Origin of the sequence: Geosporobacter ferrireducens (assembly GCF_001750685.1) — a bacterium.
Taxonomy (GTDB): Bacteria; Bacillota; Clostridia; order Peptostreptococcales; family Thermotaleaceae; genus Geosporobacter; species Geosporobacter ferrireducens.
The window spans coordinates 1,855,617-1,875,850 of record NZ_CP017269.1 but is presented as its reverse complement, the minus strand read 5'-3'; the positions used below and the strand labels follow the sequence as shown (position 1 = coordinate 1,875,850).

Genomic DNA, 20,234 nt, shown 5'->3' with positions numbered 1-20,234 from the left:
TTAAAAGCGTAAAAGATAAGCCTGGTGTAAATAGGATAGGAATGCTTTAATAATACCCATCCAATGGAGTTTATATAAAATCCTGCATCAGGGTATCAAACTGATTTGAGATATCTAAGTCCTGATGGACAACAGAAGTGCCGCGTTCCCCAGGAAGCTTGCTGTAGTAGTCAGGATCGTCATTTTCATAAAGGATGCCTGTAAATAAGCCATCGGTAGAGATATAGCGATTGATTGCTGATTGAAAGTCATGAGGATCATGGCTGTTCATTTCATCAAGGTTAACGAGATGTTCTCTGAACCATTGATACGTATTGGTTTTGTTAAAAGTGACACAGGGACTGAATACATTTACAAAGGAAAAACCCTTATGTAGAATTGCCCTGGTTAATATTTCAACCAACTGCTCTTGATAGGCGGAAAAGCCTTGAGCCACAAAGGTAGCACCAGAGGCCAATGCAATCATGCCGGGTTTGATGGGTGCCTCTATGGAGCCATAAGGGGTACTTTTTGTGACAAATCCTGTAGTACTCAAGGGTGAAGTATGTCCTTTGGTTAAACCATAGATTTGATTGTTCATGACTACATAAGTCATATCGATATTTCTTCGAATGGCATGAACCGTATGGGCTGTACCAATGGCGAAACCGTCCCCGTCCCCACCGGCAGCAATGACAGTCAGTTCAGGGTTGACTAGCTTAATACCTTGTGCAACCGGTAAAGCACGGCCATGAATGCTGTGAAAACCATAGACATTTAAGTAACCGGAAATCCTGCCTGAACAGCCAATGCCGGAAATTACCGCCATTTGATGAGGGGCAATGGCAAGGTGTGCTGCAGCTGTCTGAATGGAACGCAGAACAGAGAAATCACCACATCCGGGACACCAGGTGGGGGTAGAATTGTTACTATAATCCATTGCATTAGGCATTTATATCAACTCCTCTATTTTCATTCGAATATCCTTATGGATAAAGGGTAATCCGTCATACCTTACCAAACTATGAATTTGATGATGATACCCTATTTCCTGTTTTAAGATATTGGTCAATTGTCCTGTATAGTTATTTTCTATAACCAATATCTTAGGATATTGCTGGAACAGCTGGGTTAACTGATTCACCGGCAGAGGCTTGATTCGCTTGATCATGCCAAAAGCTACGGGAATATTAAAGGATTCAACAGCATCCTTAATAATGCCATAGTTAGAGCCCATAGATAAAACCAGCAGCTCACTATGAGGATTTCCAAATACATCTACCCCAGGCAGAACCTTTAATGAGTTTAGTTTATTCATACGTTTTTCCATCATCTGACTGCGGTTTTTGCTGCTTTCATCCGGGCGTCCAGTTTCTTGATGTTCAATACCTGTCAAAGGGTGCATATGGTTAGGCATACCAGGATAAGCCCTGGGAGATATGCCGTCTTCTGTAAAGCGGAAGCGCTTGTAAGCCTGTGCACCGGCTGGGCCATGATCGGGGACTTCTGTTATTTTGCCGCGGTCAATTGAAATTCTGTGAACATCCAACGGGTCAATGGTTTGTCTTGAAAGACTAAGATTTAAGTCACTCATCAGAAACACGGGACACTGATATTTTTCAGCAAGATTGAAAGCTTCCATTGCTTGATAGAAGCATTCTTCTGCGGAATATGGAGACAATATGATAGCAGGAATCTCTCCATGGGGGCCATGATAGAGGCAGTCAATATCACTTTGTTCATGTTTGGTGGGCAATCCAGTACTGGGCCCTCCTCGCTGTGCATCTACAACCACCAGTGGAATCTCTGCCATTCCTGCAAGTCCAATGCCTTCCATCATTAGAGATATGCCTGGACCAGAAGTTGCTGTCATGCTTCTGACTCCGGCATAGGAAGCACCGATGGTCATCGTAACTGCGGAGATTTCATCTTCTGTTTGAACCATTACACCATTTAACTGTGTAAATTTCTTTGTTAGGTACTCCATGATTTCTGAAGCTGGGGTAATGGGATAGGCCGCCATAAAACGACAGCCGGCTGCCAGCGCTCCTAATGCGAGGGCTTCATTTCCGATCATTGAAGCCCTCGTGCTAGGAGTCTCAGAAGGAGAAAGTGCATATCTAGAGACTTCTAATGCTTCGATAAGAGGGGAATCGTAACTCTCCTGTAAAACAGACAAGTTTTTAGCAACAATTTCTTCGCCTTTTTTTTGAAAAGTTTGTTGAATAATCCCTTGCACGTTAGAAAAAGGAAGTTGAAAAAGCTTTCCTAAAAGTCCAATAATTGCTGTATTTTTCATTACTGTAGAACCATAGGCTTTTGCACTCTTTGTTAAGGGGGCAGCAAGCCATGTGATTTTTTTATCTGTAAGTGTACGTTGAAGCTCCTTAACCAGTATAATATCATCGTAAATTAAAAGTCCGCCTTCCTTTAGCTTATTATAATGAATATCAATAGAATCCTGATCGAAGGCTACCAGGACATCTAATGCTTCGCTGCAGCTTAGAACCCTTTTGGTACTGATTTCAATTGCATAGTTGGTATGGCCTCCCTTAATTCTGGAGGAAAAAGTACGATAGCCGTAGGCAAAATATCCAGATCTTGAAAGGGCCTTAATCAGTGTGTCACCTGTACTCACCACCCCTTCACCCTGTATGCCGCCGAACACGATTGTGATCTTTTCTGCCAATATAATCACTCCCTAAAATTAGCTCTGTCTATCCTATATGTACCACCAGAGCTGCGTTACTAATCAAATAATTTGATAGTCTTAGTATCTACAAATTCTCTAAATCTATCAAAATATAAGATTGCATACATAAAACCACCTTTGATTGTAAATAATGTAATCATAAGGAAATTGGAGGTGTTTAGAATGGAAGAGAAAAGAAGAGAACGACGAGAAATAGGTTTTGGCGGCATGGTCATTAGAATTTTGGTATCGATGATTGTGCTGGCAGTAGCAGCATTTTTCACACCTTATTTCTCCATAACAGGCTTTGTACCGCTGTTGTTTGCGGCAATTGCCATAGGTGTTATTGATTATTTGATCGAATGGTTTACAGGCTTTGACGCGACACCTTTTGGTAGAGGAATTACAGGATTCCTTGTATCCGCACTGATTATTTATTTAACTGGCGTTTTGATTCAAGGAGTATTCGTAAATTGGCTTGGAGCAGTCCTTGCAGCATTAGCCATCGGAATTATCAATATGATTATTCCGGGAAGACAAGTGATGTAATCAAGACATCGGGGTTATGCCCCGATGTTTCTTTTTTTGACATAGGAGAGAATACCTATTCTTAAAAAATTCAACTTTTTTAAAAAGAAACAGATGAAAATACTATAAAACCCATGTTACAATAAGAATATATGTAGCCAAAATCTCGCGTACATATAAAAAATGAATCATTATCCATCAGAAGAGGAGACTGTCATGAAAGGTGAAAAGGCTGCTGTAGGAATCATTGTTATTGCAACGGTAATTGTGCTGGGTGGTGCGGTAGGAATTTTTGGAGGATATTATTTAAGTAACAGGGCTAGTGCTGAAAGTATTCGGACTGTAGCGGAGGACGCTTCCATACAAGCAGATTCAGCGTCACAGGAAGATGCTGTGGAGAACGCTGTAACTCCCGATATGGAGGAAGCAATTGCAGAAGAACCTTTTTCTATCCCGGAAATACATAATGTAGAAGTTTTCATGGAAACATGGGGAACACTGATTGAAAAGAGCTGCAGAGGAAGCATTTCGCCAAAAGAGGCATCCAAGATGGTTTATCAGTTGGCTAGCGAAGGATACCGTAGAAATATACCGGAGGGATATGGACCTTTGCGGATAAAGGGAATTTCGGATCAAGGACTGGGTTCCTTTGAAGCGATTCAATTCTCTAAGCCGATACTGGATGGGGAAGAACTGGCTCTTATAGATATAACGGAGATGTATAGCAATGGAAATAACAGCTATCGATTGAAGCTGGTAAAAGAAAATAACAAGTGGTATTTTGCTGCTCAATTTAGCCAATAAGAACCGGGTGATCAGGTTCTTTTTTTATAAAGATGACTAGTAGCGCGGAGAGGGGAAGATAAGAATGAAACGGGGCATACTATTTTTTTTTCTAATACTGATTCATAGTACGCTCAGTGCCTATGCAGATGATACGGTACTGGGGGGCACCGGGCAGACAGTATATCCTATATTTGACACCAACGTAAAAATGATGAGTGAGCAGGTGGACATTCATGTAAGGGATGGAAAATCCTATGTTCAGTGTACTTTTTTATTTCATAATACTGGAGAAACAGAGAAACTACTGATGGGATTTCCTGCATATGGAACCCTTCCGCCACGAGAAGGCCGGGAAGCTTTTGATGATGATGTTGGTTTATATGCGTTCAAGTCCTATATAGATGAAAAGGAAGTAGGCGTAGAGGTCCGAAAGGGTTTACAGCAGAAAGGCAATAATGTGGATCCGCTTTACTATCCGAATTGGTATGTTTGGGAAATGGAAATAAAGAAAGGTGAAATCAAGAAGGTAGTGAATAGCTATTGGATGCATAATACCTATGACTCCACCGGAGGAGAAACGATTCAGTATGTTCTTAAAACGGGGGCTACCTGGAAGGGGGAAATCGAGTATGGAAAAATTACGATTGTCTTTGATGACCCTGTTTCACCTCAGAATTTTAGTATTTTAGATTATGAGCTTTATCAGAGCAATAAAAATGTCCAAGTGTTTATTCATCCGGAAGACAAGTCCTTTATCTGGGAATTCTATAGATTGGAACCAGATTTTGATATAGGCCTCTATCGACAGGAGTGGCAGCGCCGGGGAATAGAAGTACTGCTTTATCAGGATTATCTGCCTAAGGAGCATAAAGAAGGGCAGCATCTGCGACAGTTGGGTTTAGCAGCTATAGAAGCATATGAAAAAGGGGATTATGAAAAAGCTATGGATGCCATTAAAAAGGCAAATCAGTATAAGGAAAGCCAAAATGCTGAAGTTGCATCCTATGCCCTTGAGGTAGCCAATTTGTTGGACTATTACCGTGGAATGATTTTAAAGCAACAGGGAGACTATAAAGGCGCTGCTTACTACTTAAAACTCAATGGCTTATCCGAGGATTACAATTTGTATGAACTGGCAAATGTTTATCGGCAGGCGGGTGAATTGGATCAATACATTCAGACATTAAAGAAGATTATCCGCCGGGAAAACGGACAAAACAGTTTACGACTCTGGGGACTAGGTGAAATCAATCGCCTGCCTGCAAGAATAAAAGAAAGTTATGAATTGATGCAACTGCCTTCTGCAGAAGCGCCTATAACGAAAGACCAATCAGAAATCCAGAATGAAAGTGGCGTCCGTGGTCCAAAGGCCTTTTTCTTTCCTTCCTTCTTATTATTCAATGGAGGTGTTGTTATCCTCATTTTAGTGTTATACTGGAATATAAAAAGACGATAAAAAATATAAAAGGTTCTGCCGTGAAGGGCAGAACCTTTAGTTTTCATCAATTGTAATTTTCATATTGATGTTGCAGCCTGATTTACAGTCACTGCATTGAGGAATTTCTTTGAGAATCGTATGGCATCTTGGACATCTCGGTTGTTTTGCTGCATCAGATACTTTATTTCCGCAGATAGGACAAATGACCTCCATAGAAACTACGCCTCCACTATGAATAGGTATGTGATTTTATTTTACATCACAAGCTGTGCTAATATTCCTGCTGTTAGAAAAGAAATTACAAAGCTTCCTACCCAGATCAAAGCAGATTCCTGCCAGCTTCTTTCTTTAAAGATAACCATGATCGCCGCAATACAAGGCACAAAGAGTGTAATCGCTACAAGGGAGACAATCACCTGCAGTGGATTTAAAATACCTTGAGAAGCCAAATCATTTAAACCAGCAGCGCCAAAATCTCGACGGATGATGCCCATGATAAAGGTTTGCGCTACTTCCTTTGGCAGTTTCAAAAAGCCTACAGTAACGGGTGCAAAAGAGTCAGATATCCTGTCTAAGGCACCGGTATACTGTAGAATTGTTACGATAACAGCGCCTACTACAAAAAGTGGACCAGCTTCAGCGATAAACATTTTTGACTTGATATAGGTTTTTTTCAAAACATTTGAAGCCAAGGGTACTCTTAAAGGCGGAAGGTCAATCAAAAGATCAGTTGACTCTCCAGGCATAAGTTTATTCAAAATTGTTCCAGTCAAGACAAACACAATAAAAATTGTAATACTATATAATAAAACCATTTTACCGCCTAGCGGAGCGATCAATCCAATGATAACACCCAATTGAGCAGAGCAGGGGATCGCAAGACCTAAAAGCATGGTGGCAATAAAACGCTCCCTTTTAGACCCCAATAATCGGGTGGTAATCGTAGCCATCGTAACACATCCAAAACCTAGAATCATTGGAATAATCGCTCTTCCATTCAGCCCAAGATTCGTTAACAAGCGATCTACGAGGGCCGCAATTCTCGGCAAATAACCTGAGTCTTCCATAATGGAGAGGATAAAATAAAATCCTGCTACCAGTGGAAGGAGTAGACCAAAGAGATAAATGGGAGCCATGGTCAGTACACCAAATTCACCGATGAGCAATTCTCCTAGGAAGGAAGATTCATCGACGAAGCGCGTCATGAGATCCATGACAAAGTTATAATAATACTCACCCATAATAACTTCTTCTGTGATGCCTACGACCGTCTGAGCTACAAAAACCCCGATTAACTGGTAGGTCAGATAGAGTGCCACAAACAAAATAGGAATAGCCGTTAGAGGCTGCAGCATCCAACGCCCAAGCTTTGTTTTAAAAGATGCACCTTGATTTGTCTGCGAAACTACCTTGTCAACGATTTGATCAATACGATTTCTACGCAATTTATAAATATATTCTCGTTGGCCGTATTCGTTTTTAAGCTGGTGTCTTTCAAGTATATTTTCATCTTCTTCTACTACCAGAAGGGCTTCAGCATTGATATCTACACGGTGTGAAACGGTACTGACCAAGGCTTTTATATCAGGAATTGCATTTCCTGGTTTTGCTCGATCAAAAGCCTTCTTAATATTTTCAAAACCTTCCTTTTTGATGGCTGTAGTAGGAATGACCTCTACCCCTAATTCTTGGGACAATTTTATGATATCAATCCGAAGACCATTTCGCTTAACTTCATCCATCATATTTAGAGCAACCACAACGGGAATCCCCATATCAATAAGCTGCTGAGTCAGAAACAGGTCGCGCTCTAAGTGTACGGCATCTACTACATTTAAGATGACATCTGCATATAGAATCACATCTCTTGCTACACGTTCTTCATCATTGAAGGAAGAGACGCCATAGACACCAGGAGTATCCATAACTACATCATTTTGAAATCTACCAACACTAATATCGACGGTGGTACCAGGAAAGTTTGATACATCTACATACATGCCGGTCAGGGCATTAAAAAACACGGATTTTCCAACGTTAGGATTACCTGCTAAAACAATTTTCCGTGCTCCTTCCGGGATGGGTATATTGCAAACTGGATTATGACAATGCATTGCTGGGCCTCCTTATGTATCGTTCCTAGATTGTTTTGATTGCAATTTTTTTTGCTAAATTTCTGCCAATGGCGATTTCCTGCATTCTGTTTTGAAGAATTACAGGACCTGCCGGTAGTTTTTCTGAGCAGACCAGCTTTGCGCCTTCATAAATACCTAATCTTATGGCCTGAGCCCGAATATTTTCATCAGGAATTGTGATCACTTCAATTTTCTGACCTTTTACTGCTAAGTCTAATGTCATTTTGTTTACCCCTTTCACTATAACAATAATAATTAATATGATATTAAAATGAAAATCATTCTCGTCAATACGGCAAAATTTAACTTTCCATTGTTTCAATAATAGCATACACCCATTGAGAATGATTGTCAATATAAATAATAAAAATATCCTGTGCTAAAATTCAGGATATTTTTATTATTTATATTGTCTTCTTTTCCAGAGATGTCATAAAAGGCAGGGATAATATTTAAGTGCAAATAAGATTTAACGGCAGCAATATTCTAAAGAAAATGCAGGAAGTTGCGGATGGCATACAAAATCTTTTTCATTACTATGGGTATAAGCTTTAGCCGCACCGCCACCGATCACAACGCCTATCAGAAGTAGTGTGAGAATACTATTCTGCAGCTTTTTCATAATAATCTCTCCTTTTTATATAAAAGCCATGGTCGTATACCCATCAACTTATAGGGCATTCATCTGTATAATAATTCTTATTAAATCCTTTTGTTATATTTTATTATTCGCACTTTCCGATGAAACTATTGAAACAGTTTTTATTAGCTTTTGCAAATATTGACAACATTTGTTGCAGATCAAAACTTCTCTCGTGTTATAAGAAAAAAGTGTTATGGTATAATAGAGTATATCAAAAAAATTTATGAATTTGAGGAGGCTAGTGTCGTGAAAATGAAAGATTATCTTGGCAAGAAATCGCAGACTGTCCAAGAAAAAGAAAAAATAGATGATATTTTTGATTTATTAAGCCAAGATAACCTGGATTTCATCACTGTACTGGATGAAACCAATAAGCCTGTGGGTATTATTTCTGCACAAATGATGGCTGCTTTTCAAAAAGCCCGGGGTTATTGCATAGATAAGAAAGTTGGAGAATTTTCGTCTAAAGATTATGTTGTTTTGTCAAAAGAAGATACGATTGATAAAGCCATAGAGCACTACGAAAAACCGATTTTGATTATAGATAGAAACAATCAATTTATAGGGATCTTAGACAAATCCAAAATGCTTAAAGATTATTTTGAAAAACAGCAGTTGCTTGCCAATGAACTGGCAGCGATCTTAGATTTTGCCCATGAAGGGATTGTAGTTACAGATAAAAAAGGCTACATCACGATGATGAATGAACCCTATGCAGAATTTTTAGGCGTGAAAAAAGAGGAAGTGATTGGAAAGCATGTAACAGAAATTATCGATGGGACACGACTTCATATTGTTGCAGCAACAGGAAAACAGGAGATAGGAGATATCCAACGGATACGGGGGAAAAACATCGTAGTTATGCGTATGCCAATTTTAAAGAATGGACAAGTTTCTGGAGCTATTGGAAAAATTATGTTTAAGGATCCAAAAGAAGTCAGTGTACTGGCTTCTAAAATTACTAAAATTGAAAAGGAATTAAATTATTATAAGGATGCCCTCGGGCAGGCAAGCAGCGCCCGGTACAGTTTCAGCAACATTATAGGTATTAGCGAAAAATTGCAGGAATCAAAATATTTAGCAGAAAAGGCTGCTCATACCAATTCGAATGTGTTGATTCGCGGAGAAAGTGGAACAGGGAAAGAGTTATTTGCCCATGCAATCCATAGTTGCAGCTATCGGTCGCCAAAGCCCTTTGTAAAAATAAACTGTGCTGCAATTCCTGCAGAACTGCTAGAATCGGAATTGTTTGGCTATGAAGAGGGTGCCTTCACTGGTGCAAGGAGAGGCGGAAAAATTGGAAAATTTGAATCTGCCAATGGCGGCAGTATCTTTCTTGATGAGATTGGAGACATGCCTTTAGCTATGCAGGCAAAACTGCTGCGTGTGCTGCAAGAGAAGGAGATTGAGCGAGTAGGCGGAGTCAAGAATATTGAGGTAGATGTTCGGATTATTGCTGCTACCCATAGAAATCTTGAAGAAATGGTTGAAAAAGGAGAGTTTCGAGAAGATCTCTACTACCGGTTGAATGTAATGAATATCCAAATTCCTTCGCTGCGGGAAAGGCCGGAAGATATCCCAATGATTGTCCGACATTTGCTGGAAAAAATATCAGAACAAGTAGGAAATTATGTATCAGGTATTTCTCAAGATGCAATGAATCGTTTGGGTCAATATAATTGGCCAGGAAATGTTCGGGAATTGGAGAATGTTTTAGAGAGAACGATTATTTTAGTGGATTATGCTGGAGAAATCAAAGAGACACACCTGCCTATGTATCTGCGAAAGGCAGAGAAGAGTCGATTTTCACAGCAAGGGAAAGACTTGAAGGAGATATTGGCAGATGCCGAGCGAGATGCGATTTTAGACTGTTTGCATCAGACGGGCGGCAATCGGTCTGAAACGGCAAAAATATTGAAGATTAGTCGGTCGAGTCTTTATGAACGGTTATGGAAGTATGGCATAGAATAAGAGGTACACGAATAAATCAATGAAATGTTATGGAAAAATAATCGTTGAGGCAGTCCTTGTGAACTGCCTCAAGCTTTTTAATTGGTCGAACTATTTATAGGGCCTGCTGTAGAAATGATCTACCATATAAAGAATTCCCATCATGCCGCAAAAAATCAGAAAAGAACTGATGATAAATCGCGGATGGAGAAGGTTTTGCAGCCGAATATCCTCAAATTGATTGCCTACATAGCTAAAAATCAGAGTGGGTGGGATCGTCAATGCGGTTACGATTCCTAGTTTGAGGGAAAAGCGACCTTGACGCTTGTTCTCCAGAAAATCATCTAACTCATCTAGTCCTTGCTTTACCTCTATATAAAGAATATCATTATCAAAGAGATGAAACCAGTGTTTCCAGATACTCATACCTAGTTCAGCATTGGTAATCTGAGTGAACCATGCAGTGTTCGTAAATTTTAAGATCTCAAAGCGGATATGCTCAATTTGGTTTTTATCATTTAGAATAGATTTTATCATACTGAGCTTGCGACAATAGTTGATCAATGAAATCCGCTGATAAAGAGCTAGGAGGAAAGTATCCAGGTAATAGGTGGAAAAATAGTTTGGGATATAAGCTTCATTTATATTGGCAGTAATGATTTTACCAGAAGGATCACGGTCTGATGCCAGCAGTACTCCTCCTTCTTTACTAAAACCATAGATTGAGGATTTGTGTCTTGAATAATAAATTGTATCCTGTTCCTGGGAAGATAAAACATGAGTACTTTCTTGATTCGGGTAAAAATGATTCAAACTTCTCAAGGCTTCTAAAAGATCCAAACGCTCATAGATCCATTGATTATCAGTTAATGAATCTTGCTCTAAACAGATATAGGTGTAATATAGTAGACGGTCCATATAAATATTATAAGTGCTGCTATATATTTTGGAGTGATAGATTTCTGCCAGCAATTCGTCCAATAGAGCCTTGATGCTGATGGGGTGATGGCTGTTTTTAAGAATTAAATCGGGCATGGAAAAGCCTTGATATAAGGGCCGAATAGGGCGGAATAATTGATTTACAGTAATTACATCATTGAGGGTAATGCTTTCAGTATCCAGCGCTGCTTCAAAGTAAAGAAATCCTACACCTCCGGTAAAGACTTTCAGATAGATGTTTTTTAAGATTAAGTCATAATGACAGCTTTGGCTGCTTAGATGAAGGTTTCTATATTTGTCAAGAATCGTCGGTTTAATAATAAAATCCAGACTAGACAGCTCTTGCAGGGTAGCGACGGATAGCTGGCTGATTGCCTTATATTCAGTCGAACTGCAATACATTGTGGGAAATAGAAATTTAATAATATGGGGAAGAAAATATTCTGTGCGGAGCCGGTCCTCTTCTTTTACGGAGTGGTATACTTTTAGCTGCCATTGGCTTTGGGGAGATAGTAGAGATTGAACGATTTGACGATGCTTCGAGTCTTCATAAATAAAGGGGTGGAGAAAAAAAAGCTTACAATTATGAACCAATGGTTGTTCCATATCAGGGCCTCCAAGTATGGGTTAAAATATTCAGATTATTTTTTAAAATACAGCAGGATTTTTTATAGCCTCGTAGAATAAGTTATAGCATGAAAGAAACTACTCCTTTCTTTCAAGTTCGGAAACTGCTATGGAATGGGGCACCGCTCAGGTGCCCAATTTTTTTACAAATCTTGTTCTGCCTTCTTTTTTCGCACAAGGGCTTCGATTTCGTCTCCGTCATATACATGCTCTTGTGTAAAACTAATACCTACGCCAACCTTTTCCTGTTCTAAGGAGGTAGGAATTTTCTTCCCTACAATTCCCTTTTTGGTTTTTCTTGTCATGCCAATCCTCCCTTTAATTTAATAAAGTAATGTTGCTTTGTTCAGTCATAGCGTATAATAGTATTATGTGCAAGGGAAAAAGAAACATACTTAAAACCAGAAACCAGGAGTGAAAAATGAGCCATCAAGAGCCTTTTATTGAAAAACTATGTGCAGAGATCACAAATGAAGACTTATTGGAAGAAACAGAACTTTATAGAATAACAAGTCAAATTTACTGCCACTATACACGAGAATCGTTTTTGGGAGATGTGAAGTGGTCTAACCGTTTGAAAACCTCAGGTGCCAATATACGGTACAACAGAGAAAAAGAAAATGCACGAATACAAATTAATCGTGCTTATGTTAAAAAATTTGGAAAAGAAGAACTGATAGAAATATTAAAGCATGAACTAACCCATTATTATCTTTATAAAAGGAAAAAATGGAAGCATGGTCACAGCAGCGAGTTTGTAAAAACTTTAAAAGATATATTTAAAAGTAACTGTATTGAGGCAAAATATAATGAAGAGATTTATCGTTATCATTACTATTGTCAAAGTTGTGGATCGGTTTACAAGAGTACGAGAAAGATACACCGAAGAATTTTCTGCAGTAAATGTGTAAAAAAAGACCGGGGACAGCTAAAAGATACATATCAAATGAAGATCAGGGACTCAAACACCATATCTCCAAAATAGATACTGGTATATAATAAGAAATAGAAAACTTTTGGTGGATCACAGGAGGAAGGATATGGATTTGGAAGACAAAATCAGAGGCATGTTGTTTGGGTTAGCTTTAGGGGATGCATTGGGAGGGCCTCTGGAGTTTATGAAACAGGAGGACATTCGCTGGAAGTTTGGAATTGTAGAAGATATGATGGGTGGTGGATGGCTAGATCTGGAACCTGGAGAAACAACCGATGATACTGCAATGATGTTGTGTGTGGTAAAAGGAATATTGGAAAAACCCGGAGATCCTATAGAATCCATTGGAAATCATTTTATACAATGGTATGCATCGAATCCAAAGGATATTGGAATTACTACGAGGCATGCTTTAGAGGCTTATCAAAGCCATAAAAACTGGATGAAGGCTGGTGAAGCTGCACATCGTGCCAGTGATGAGAAGTCAGCAGGAAATGGAGCCCTTATGCGCTGTGCCCCAGTGGCTTTTTTTTATAAGGATGACTATGAAAAGATGGTTGAAGTAACTAAAATGCAGTCACGAATGACCCATATAGACCCTCTTGGCATAGAGGCATGCTGTATCAATAACCATATTCTATGGGAGTTGTTCCGCGGCAAGGGGTTAGAGGAGAGCATTTTATCAGCGCTGGAACAGTATGATTCAGAAAAACGCTATCAAGATTGCATTGAAAGAACCGTGACCTATCAGCAGTTAAAACCCAGCGGCTTTGCTGTGGATACCCTGCGGTGCAGTATTTATGCATTACTGAACACCGGAGACTTCTACGATGCGGTAGTAACAGCCGTCAATATGGGGGGAGATGCAGATACTATTGGGGCTGTAACCGGTGCGATTGCAGGCGTTCACTACGGTTACGCTACTTTGCCTGCCATATGGGTTTATCAGTTAAAGAATTTTCATGAAATTGATGAGATCTGCGAAACATTGGCGGATTATTGATAACAAGTCATAAAAAAAAAGAGGCCAACCTCTCTTTTTTTATGACTTGTTATTTAATTTAATTTTGCGATCACAACTTGATCCTGCAATGCATTCAGAAGGGCATGAATAAAGCCTTCACTGGTATAAGTAGCACCGGAAACTACATCAATATCTAAATTTTGCTGATCTAAAATAAGGTTGCATAAATGGGACAGTGCACTATCTGCAATATCTGGTGTATCCTGATGCGTCAGAACTTGAAGATCGGTGATCTTGCCCTGTTCTACTTTTATCTCTACAAGAAGATCACCCATAAAGCCTCTTCCTTTTCCTTGATAGGTACCATCCGTTAAAGTTAGCTGAGCATCCTTATTTATAAGTTTATCCATAACACAAGCAGAGGGTTTCTTCTTTGCTATGTTATAAATGTGCTATTCCAATAGAAGTCAGGATCTTTAATCCCATACCTACAAACGCTCCAGATAATACATCAGCAGCTTGGGTGTAACCTCTAATGAAAAAGGCAGATGAAGACGTTCAGTGTATTTATGTGCATCTTTTCCTAAGACACCAATATTGATGACGGGTACATTCAGTTGTTCTAAGGCTTCTGCAGGCAAATCATAAGAAATTCCCCAAACGGGCATATTGGGTTTTAAGGCTTCTGTTATTTTTGTCCCATTTTTGATGCCAAAGTAGCTGTTGTCCGATAAACCTGGGAATGTTGGACAGCAGAAGAATTCAACACCAAATTGATCTTTGCTGTATTGGATGAGGTCTTGAATTTCTTGCAATACCTTCTTTTCCTTTTCAGTATTATTCTCGTTTAATGCACTGGGGTAGTAGGGCGGGGCAAAAAGTAAGATAATCAGAGGATTTTTATCAGGATAATAGCTATAGGTTTCATCTACGATTCTAATGGTCAGCTCACGCTCATCCCGAATGCCGCTAGCCATCCATTGGGAAATCTGATGGTCAAGATGGTGTTGGAAGTGATTGCCGTGAGTATCCAATACAATCTGAAAAACTTCAGCAAAGGTTTTTACATCAATCTGCCACTTGGAGTCCTTAATCCGATAGCTGGATAGCTGTTTAAATTGCGTTAGCCGGTCCTGTCGTTCTTTTAGAACCGTAGCAGCAGCATCATATGCAATCTTCTTCATTTTTTCTAATACTGCTTCAGGACCATCCTGCAATACAATCCAGTTATAGTAGGCTACTGCAGTTCTAGGAATCTGAACGGAATAAGCATCCTTTAAATCTTTGTGCTTTAAACAGGTTGGTGGAGGACTGACAAAATCTCCTAGTTTTTCACAATATTCAGGATTTACTTCTAATAAACGGTGAATCTCAGAGAGGATTAGATTCGGATTGAAACCGGAATAGGGTTCGCCTACATGTGTTTCCTTTCCTACACAGAAAAACATTGGCAGAAGTTTACCTACAGAACCAGTATAAAGATACTTGCGGGTATCTCCTGTATATAGAGGAAAGAAAGGCTCTGTATTAATTACCACTTGATAATCCAGTTCGTATTGGGCTGCCCATTCGGCCAATTTAGGCGCACAGCCCAACATTCCTTTTGAATTTCCTTCTTCATCGGGGACGGTGAGGAGCAGCAGGTTGCAATCCAAAGCTTCAAAATTACTTGAATAATGTTTAAGCAGTTCCATGTGAATAGCAAGGCCGCATTTCATATCCATGGTCCCCCTGCCGAAAAGCCATTGACCAGAATGCAGATCCTCCTGTACTTCGGGAGGAAGTTTGACTTCTTTTAATTTTTCTGTGTAAGCTTCTGCATCGAAAGCATAATCCTTTAAAAAACCGAATTCTTCTACACCCACTACATCAAAATGACTGATGAGGATCACCGTCTTATTCGTTGATTTTGGATGCTTCAGTAATGCCATCACGCCATATAGGTTATACTTTTCAATAGAGTGCAGCAGCAAATGGTCAGGGTGAGATTGAAAATAGGGGTTCTCCCTAAGCATTTCATAAATGCCTATGGCCATGTCTTGTTCCCCTTGCGTTTCGGTAATACTGGGACAAGAAGTAAGTTTTAACAATCGGGTATATATTTCAGATTTCATAAAGATTCCTCCTATAGTGCATAAATATTAAGAATAGTATTCGATATAGAAGGAAAGGATTCCTGCTGTAGGAGAAATGGCCTGATCACTTGGTTGGTAAATAGAAAAAAATTCTAAAAAGACAAATTGTTTTCTATTTACACAAAGGAAAAAAGTAGATATAATAAATTGTGATGACTGACCAGTCAGTTCAAAATACTATATTGTGGGATTTAATTATGCAGAAACGGATGAATTTTATATGAGGAGGGAAAGCATGAAAAAGAAAGTAATTGCAATACTTATGGCAACAGTACTACTGATGAGTCTTCTTACTGGCTGCAAAGGAAAAAAGGTGGAGGAAACAGATGCTCCCATAAAAGAAGAAGTAAACTATATTCCTGTAGAAACAGAAAAGGTAGAACTTAAGACAATTGCCAATGAAATCAGCTTTAGCGGAAAGGTAGAAGCCAACAGGGAGGTCAGTGTAGTACCAAAAACACCGGGAAAGGTAACCAGTGTACAGGCAAAAGTAGGTTCCACAGTGAGCCAAGGGACTACTCTTTTTGTATTGAATCAGGAAGATATTCAAAAACAAGTGGATCAGGCTCAAATATCAATAGCCTCGGCCAAAGCAAATTATGCCCGGACAGAGGAGCAAGTAGAAAATGCAAAGGTGAATTTAGAAAGAACGAGGCAGCTTTACGAGCAAGGAGCTGTACCCCTGAATCAATATGAACAGGCGGTATTGGCGGCTTCTGAAAAGCCTTTGGAGACAGCACGGGTTCAAATAGAGCAGGCAGAATTAGTCTATAAGCAGGCTTTGGATAGTTTAAAGGATGCATCCGTGGTTGCGCCGATTAGCGGAACCGTTTCAGCGGTAAATATTGAAGTGGGAGAAATGGCGTCCACTGCACAGCCAGCAGTGGTGATCGTAGATTTGAGCAGACTTTTTGTAAAAATTGATGTGCCGGAGAATATGATCAATGATGTAAAGCTGGGTCAAACGGTTGATATTCTAATTTCATCTGCATCAGAGGAAAAGTACATAGGAAAGGTAGAAACCATTAGTCCTATTGCTAATGCAACAACCAATCAATACACGGTGCAGATTTACATTGAGAATAAAGAACAAAGAATCAAGCCGGGGATGTTTGCAAAAATACAGTTGAATGCCCGCGTGAAGGAAAATGTGATTGCAGTAAAGGGAGAGACGATTGTTCAAAGAGGAGAAAAAAGCCTTGCTTATATCGTGGTAGATGGAAAGGCCGTGGAAAGAGAAGTGAAAAAAGGATTCGATACAGGTGTTTTTGTTGAGATTCTTGAAGGCCTAAAGCCAGGAGATGAGGTCATTACGAAGGGACAACACTATGTAGAAGAAGGATCCATTGTCAAAGTCGTAGGGAGTGATCAATAATGAATCTGTCTAGTATTTCTGTTAAGAGACCTGTTACTATTGTCATGATGACGCTGATCGTGGTTGTGCTCGGTGTCATATCCTTGACGAGAATTCCTATCGATTTGATGCCTAAAATAGAGGTGCCGGTAGCGATTGTATCTACCACCTATAGTGGTGTTGGCCCTCAGGAAATTGAAGAATTGATAACAAGACCTTTAGAAAATGCTGTGGCTACCGTCAGTGGGATAGATAGCCTTCAATCGATCTCTACGGAGGGAAGCTCTTTAGTTATTGCCCAGTTTGATTTTGGAACGGATATGGATAATGTAGCCTTGGAAATGCGGGAAAAGGTAGATATGGTCAAGGGAATGCTTCCCAGCGATGCCAATACGCCAATGGTAATGAAAATTGACCCCAATGCCCAGCCCATTATCCAGCTGGCTTTGACTGACGGAGATGATCTGGCGAAGCTTCAGACCTTTGCAGAGGATACGGTGAAGCCCCGATTGGAAAGATTGCCAGGGGTGGCCTCTGTCAGTGTAACCGGTGGATATACGGATCAGATTGAGATTGCTATTAATCAAGAAAAGCTAACCGGGTATGGTCTTACGGTAGATCAGATTGCCCAGGTGCTGAGAACCGAAAACTACAGTGCGCCGACAGGAGAAGTTAAAACCGGGGCACAGAAATTAACCATCCGGACAACCGGTGAATTTAAATCCCTGGAGGCGATCCAAAAGCTTCCGGTCTCCCTGTCGGGAGGCAGCCAGGTGCTCTTAGAGGATATTGCCACCGTTACGATGAAATACAAGGATGAGACTTCTATTTCCAGAACCAATGGAAAGAGAAGCATTAATGTGTCTATGCAGAAGCAATCCGGTACCAATACGGTAACGGTAGCGGATAAAATAGCCCAAGAGTTGGAAAAACTAAAAAAAGAATTTCCGGAGGTTGAGATTGTCACCGTTATGGATCAGTCCACCTACATCAAAGATGCTATTGGCAATGTGAGCAATAGTGCAATGATGGGGGGAATCCTAGCCGTTGTCGTTCTTTATATGTTTTTAAGAAATTTAAGAACCACCTTTATTATCGGCGTGGCCATACCGGTCTCTGTTATTGCAACTTTTATTTTGCTTTTCTTTAATGATATCACCATTAATATGATGACTTTAGGAGGACTTTCTCTGGGTGTCGGAATGCTCGTGGATAACTCCATTGTTGTTCTGGAAAATATATACCGATATAGGCAAATGGGATATTCTCGGGTTGATGCGGCAGTGAAAGGAGCACAAGAGGTTGGAATGGCTGTTGTAGCTTCTACTTTGACAACAGTGGCGGTATTTCTGCCGATTGCCTTCGTAGAGGGACTGGTTTCCATCTTATTTAAAGAATTGTCTTTGACTGTAGCTATGTCCTTGGGGGCATCTCTTGTCATATCGCTGACCCTGGTACCTATGCTTTCTTCAAAACTGCTGAAAGTAGATACGGCGGAGGGCAAGGGACGTCATGGAAGATTTAAATTGTTCAATTTTCTATATGATGCCTTTGATAAGGGATTTGAAAAGGTAGAAAGCGGGTATAGAAAATTGTTAGCGGGAGCGTTGAACCGCAGAAAGACGACTGTTTTTGTTGCATTTGTAATTTTCGCAGGGAGTTTGGCTTCCATTGCCGCAGTCGGTATGGAATTTTTTCCTGCCTCCGATGAAGGCCAGATTTCTATTTCTATTGAAATGCCAAATGGTTATGAATTAGAAAACGTAGATGAATTAACTACGAAGATAGAGGGAATGCTGGAAGGAATAGGGGAAGTGGAGACTATATTTTCAAATATCGGTTCTTCAGGAAATTCCTTTAGAGGTGGGGGATCCAATAAAGCCTCTGTCTACGTAATGCTTAAAAAGATGGCAGAGCGGGAACGATCAACCATAGAAGTAGCTGATGAAATAAGGGAAATGATAAAAGATATTCCGGGGGCGAAACTGGGCGTAAGCGCATCCAATTCCATGTCCTTTAGTGGCGGGTCTCCGGTTAATATTAAAATTAAAGGGGATGATCTGGATACCCTTAAGAAGATTGGTGAGGACATAAAGAACATCGTGATGTCTGTAGAAGGAACAAGAGAAGTAAAAAATAGCCTGGAAGAAGGAATTCCTGAAGTGGAAATTCAGGTCAACCGGGATGTGGCTGTCCAATATGGATTAACAGCCGCCCAGATTGCATCGGCTGTGAAAGGGACGGTAGCCGGCCAGACTGCTACCAAATACCGGATGAATGGTGAGGAAATTGATGTGGTGATCAAAGGAGATTCCATTTTCCAAGAAAGCCTTTCAAACCTTGGACAGATATCCGTTCCTTCCAGCAGGGGAAGTGTACCTTTAAATCAAGTTGCCCGAATTGCTGTGGTCCAAGGGCCTATTTCGATTAACCGCGAGGATCAAGTGCGAATTACCCAGGTAAACAGCCAGGTTTTCGGGAGAGATTTGGGAAGCATTAGTCGGGACATTCAGGCAAAGCTGGCCCAGTATCCAATGCCCAGCGGGTATACCTATGAGCTTGGCGGCGACAATCAGCAAATGATAGAGGCATTTCAGAACCTGCTGCTGGCATTGGGGCTGGCCATTGTCATCATGTATATGATTATGGCTTCACAGTTTGAATCTCTAATCCATCCATTTACCGTTATGTTTTCCGTACCCTTAGCTTTTTCCGGAGGGGCTTTAGGATTATTCATTACAGGAAGAACCCTAAGTGTTACGGCGCTGATCGGGGTAATCATGCTATCAGGGATTGTTGTAAACAATGCCATTGTACTGGTAGACTATATCAATACCCGCAGAGCTGAAGGAGAAGAAAGAAGGGAAGCCATTATCAATGCAGGCCCTATTCGTCTACGACCGATCCTGATGACCACCTTGACAACGGTACTAGGCCTATTGCCATTAGCTATTGGCATCGGTGAAGGAGCAGAATCCCAGGCCCCTATGGCTACGGTAGTAATTGGCGGCTTGGCATTATCAACATTATTAACCCTTGTGTTTGTACCTGTGATGTATACACTGCTCGATGATTTTAAGAATTTTATCAAGCGCAAGATATTGAGGAGAAAACCAGTTCAAGCATAAGG

General features: G+C 40.3%; 18 protein-coding genes. 8 read left to right on the top strand and 10 right to left on the bottom strand.

Annotated features, from left to right (window positions below):
* Positions 1-70 precede the first annotated feature (70 nt).
* Both Gferi_RS09100 and Gferi_RS09095 read right to left on the bottom strand, forming a co-directional pair.
* A complete protein-coding gene (locus Gferi_RS09100) occupies positions 71-931 on the bottom strand; it encodes a 2-oxoacid:ferredoxin oxidoreductase subunit beta (RefSeq protein WP_069975733.1) in 861 nt (286 codons plus the stop codon).
* Complete coding sequence (locus Gferi_RS09095) at positions 932-2,668, bottom strand: 2-oxoacid:acceptor oxidoreductase subunit alpha (RefSeq protein ID WP_069975731.1); 1,737 nt, start codon at positions 2,666-2,668, stop codon at positions 932-934.
* Between the two features lie 186 nt (positions 2,669-2,854).
* Here Gferi_RS09095 and Gferi_RS09090 point away from each other — a divergent pair, with 186 nt between their 5' ends.
* The 3 genes from Gferi_RS09090 (at position 2,855) to Gferi_RS09080 (ending at position 5,441) form a co-directional block, all read left to right on the top strand.
* A complete protein-coding gene (locus Gferi_RS09090; protein WP_069975729.1) occupies positions 2,855-3,220 on the top strand; it encodes a phage holin family protein in 366 nt (121 codons plus the stop codon).
* A 195-nt stretch (positions 3,221-3,415) separates the two neighbouring features.
* Positions 3,416-4,003 carry a hypothetical protein gene (locus tag Gferi_RS09085; RefSeq protein WP_069975727.1) on the top strand — a complete coding sequence of 196 codons (588 nt, stop codon included), beginning with the start codon at positions 3,416-3,418 and terminating at the stop codon, positions 4,001-4,003.
* 64 nt (positions 4,004-4,067) lie between these two features.
* The gene (locus Gferi_RS09080; protein ID WP_069975725.1) at positions 4,068-5,441 is read left to right on the top strand and encodes a tetratricopeptide repeat protein; all 1,374 of its coding nucleotides are present in this window, start codon (positions 4,068-4,070) and stop codon (positions 5,439-5,441) included.
* A 36-nt stretch (positions 5,442-5,477) separates the two neighbouring features.
* Here the strand turns inward: Gferi_RS09080 and Gferi_RS28065 are convergent, their stop codons facing one another.
* The 4 genes from Gferi_RS28065 to Gferi_RS28060 all read right to left on the bottom strand — a co-directional run bounded on the left by Gferi_RS28065 (position 5,478) and on the right by Gferi_RS28060 (position 8,180).
* On the bottom strand, positions 5,478-5,636 hold the full coding sequence (locus Gferi_RS28065) for a hypothetical protein (protein ID WP_156782357.1): 159 nt from the start codon (positions 5,634-5,636) through the stop codon (positions 5,478-5,480).
* Positions 5,637-5,677: 41 nt separating this feature from the next.
* The gene (gene feoB / locus Gferi_RS09075; protein ID WP_069975723.1) at positions 5,678-7,537 is read right to left on the bottom strand and encodes a ferrous iron transport protein B; all 1,860 of its coding nucleotides are present in this window, start codon (positions 7,535-7,537) and stop codon (positions 5,678-5,680) included.
* Between the two features lie 25 nt (positions 7,538-7,562).
* Entirely contained in the window at positions 7,563-7,781 is a 219-nt protein-coding gene (locus Gferi_RS09070) for a FeoA family protein (RefSeq protein WP_069975721.1), read from the bottom strand.
* A gap of 246 nt (positions 7,782-8,027) precedes the next feature.
* Positions 8,028-8,180 (bottom strand): hypothetical protein, encoded by a 153-nt coding sequence (locus tag Gferi_RS28060; protein ID WP_156782356.1) that lies wholly within the window; start codon positions 8,178-8,180, stop codon positions 8,028-8,030.
* A gap of 273 nt (positions 8,181-8,453) precedes the next feature.
* Here Gferi_RS28060 and Gferi_RS09065 point away from each other — a divergent pair, with 273 nt between their 5' ends.
* On the top strand, positions 8,454-10,172 hold the full coding sequence (locus tag Gferi_RS09065) for a sigma-54-dependent Fis family transcriptional regulator (protein WP_236932755.1): 1,719 nt from the start codon (positions 8,454-8,456) through the stop codon (positions 10,170-10,172).
* Between the two features lie 90 nt (positions 10,173-10,262).
* Here Gferi_RS09065 and Gferi_RS09060 read toward each other — a convergent pair whose 3' ends face one another.
* Both Gferi_RS09060 and Gferi_RS28055 read right to left on the bottom strand, forming a co-directional pair.
* Positions 10,263-11,696, bottom strand: coding sequence for a hypothetical protein (locus Gferi_RS09060; RefSeq protein ID WP_069975719.1), 1,434 nt, complete (start codon positions 11,694-11,696; stop codon positions 10,263-10,265).
* Positions 11,697-11,860: 164 nt separating this feature from the next.
* A complete protein-coding gene (locus Gferi_RS28055; protein WP_156782354.1) occupies positions 11,861-12,022 on the bottom strand; it encodes a hypothetical protein in 162 nt (53 codons plus the stop codon).
* Between the two features lie 116 nt (positions 12,023-12,138).
* Between Gferi_RS28055 and Gferi_RS09055 the strand changes: the two genes are divergently transcribed.
* The gene (locus Gferi_RS09055; RefSeq protein WP_069975717.1) at positions 12,139-12,702 is read left to right on the top strand and encodes a SprT-like domain-containing protein; all 564 of its coding nucleotides are present in this window, start codon (positions 12,139-12,141) and stop codon (positions 12,700-12,702) included.
* 55 nt (positions 12,703-12,757) lie between these two features.
* Positions 12,758-13,654 (top strand): ADP-ribosylglycohydrolase family protein, encoded by an 897-nt coding sequence (locus tag Gferi_RS09050; protein WP_069975715.1) that lies wholly within the window; start codon positions 12,758-12,760, stop codon positions 13,652-13,654.
* A gap of 53 nt (positions 13,655-13,707) precedes the next feature.
* Here the strand turns inward: Gferi_RS09050 and Gferi_RS09045 are convergent, their stop codons facing one another.
* Together Gferi_RS09045 and Gferi_RS09040 are read right to left on the bottom strand one after the other, a co-directional pair.
* Positions 13,708-13,950, bottom strand: coding sequence for an FMN-binding protein (locus Gferi_RS09045; protein ID WP_169832975.1), 243 nt, complete (start codon positions 13,948-13,950; stop codon positions 13,708-13,710).
* 153 nt (positions 13,951-14,103) lie between these two features.
* The gene (locus tag Gferi_RS09040) at positions 14,104-15,729 is read right to left on the bottom strand and encodes a M20/M25/M40 family metallo-hydrolase (protein ID WP_069975711.1); all 1,626 of its coding nucleotides are present in this window, start codon (positions 15,727-15,729) and stop codon (positions 14,104-14,106) included.
* 256 nt (positions 15,730-15,985) lie between these two features.
* Here Gferi_RS09040 and Gferi_RS09035 point away from each other — a divergent pair, with 256 nt between their 5' ends.
* Both Gferi_RS09035 and Gferi_RS09030 read left to right on the top strand, forming a co-directional pair.
* The gene (locus Gferi_RS09035) at positions 15,986-17,125 is read left to right on the top strand and encodes an efflux RND transporter periplasmic adaptor subunit (protein ID WP_069975709.1); all 1,140 of its coding nucleotides are present in this window, start codon (positions 15,986-15,988) and stop codon (positions 17,123-17,125) included.
* On the top strand, positions 17,125-20,232 hold the full coding sequence (locus Gferi_RS09030; protein ID WP_069975707.1) for an efflux RND transporter permease subunit: 3,108 nt from the start codon (positions 17,125-17,127) through the stop codon (positions 20,230-20,232). The genes Gferi_RS09035 and Gferi_RS09030 overlap by 1 nt, the downstream gene beginning before the upstream one ends.
* Positions 20,233-20,234: the final 2 nt, after the last annotated feature.

Excerpts from the sequence above, each read along its gene's own strand:
- Gferi_RS09100 (WP_069975733.1), bottom strand. The coding sequence starts at position 931 with ATGCCTAATGCAATGGATTATAGTAACAATTCTACCCCCACCTGGTGT.
- Gferi_RS09090 (WP_069975729.1), top strand. The coding sequence starts at position 2,855 with ATGGAAGAGAAAAGAAGAGAACGACGAGAAATAGGTTTTGGCGGCATG.
- Gferi_RS09085 (WP_069975727.1), top strand. The coding sequence starts at position 3,416 with ATGAAAGGTGAAAAGGCTGCTGTAGGAATCATTGTTATTGCAACGGTA.
- Gferi_RS09080 (WP_069975725.1), top strand. The coding sequence starts at position 4,068 with ATGAAACGGGGCATACTATTTTTTTTTCTAATACTGATTCATAGTACG.
- Gferi_RS28065 (WP_156782357.1), bottom strand. The coding sequence starts at position 5,636 with ATGGAGGTCATTTGTCCTATCTGCGGAAATAAAGTATCTGATGCAGCA.
- feoB (WP_069975723.1), bottom strand. The coding sequence starts at position 7,537 with ATGCATTGTCATAATCCAGTTTGCAATATACCCATCCCGGAAGGAGCA.
- Gferi_RS09070 (WP_069975721.1), bottom strand. The coding sequence starts at position 7,781 with ATGACATTAGACTTAGCAGTAAAAGGTCAGAAAATTGAAGTGATCACA.
- Gferi_RS28060 (WP_156782356.1), bottom strand. The coding sequence starts at position 8,180 with ATGAAAAAGCTGCAGAATAGTATTCTCACACTACTTCTGATAGGCGTT.
- Gferi_RS09065 (WP_236932755.1), top strand. The coding sequence starts at position 8,454 with ATGAAAGATTATCTTGGCAAGAAATCGCAGACTGTCCAAGAAAAAGAA.
- Gferi_RS09060 (WP_069975719.1), bottom strand. The coding sequence starts at position 11,696 with ATGGAACAACCATTGGTTCATAATTGTAAGCTTTTTTTTCTCCACCCC.
- Gferi_RS28055 (WP_156782354.1), bottom strand. The coding sequence starts at position 12,022 with ATGACAAGAAAAACCAAAAAGGGAATTGTAGGGAAGAAAATTCCTACC.
- Gferi_RS09055 (WP_069975717.1), top strand. The coding sequence starts at position 12,139 with ATGAGCCATCAAGAGCCTTTTATTGAAAAACTATGTGCAGAGATCACA.
- Gferi_RS09050 (WP_069975715.1), top strand. The coding sequence starts at position 12,758 with ATGGATTTGGAAGACAAAATCAGAGGCATGTTGTTTGGGTTAGCTTTA.
- Gferi_RS09045 (WP_169832975.1), bottom strand. The coding sequence starts at position 13,950 with ATGGGTGATCTTCTTGTAGAGATAAAAGTAGAACAGGGCAAGATCACC.
- Gferi_RS09040 (WP_069975711.1), bottom strand. The coding sequence starts at position 15,729 with ATGAAATCTGAAATATATACCCGATTGTTAAAACTTACTTCTTGTCCC.
- Gferi_RS09035 (WP_069975709.1), top strand. The coding sequence starts at position 15,986 with ATGAAAAAGAAAGTAATTGCAATACTTATGGCAACAGTACTACTGATG.
- Gferi_RS09030 (WP_069975707.1), top strand. The coding sequence starts at position 17,125 with ATGAATCTGTCTAGTATTTCTGTTAAGAGACCTGTTACTATTGTCATG.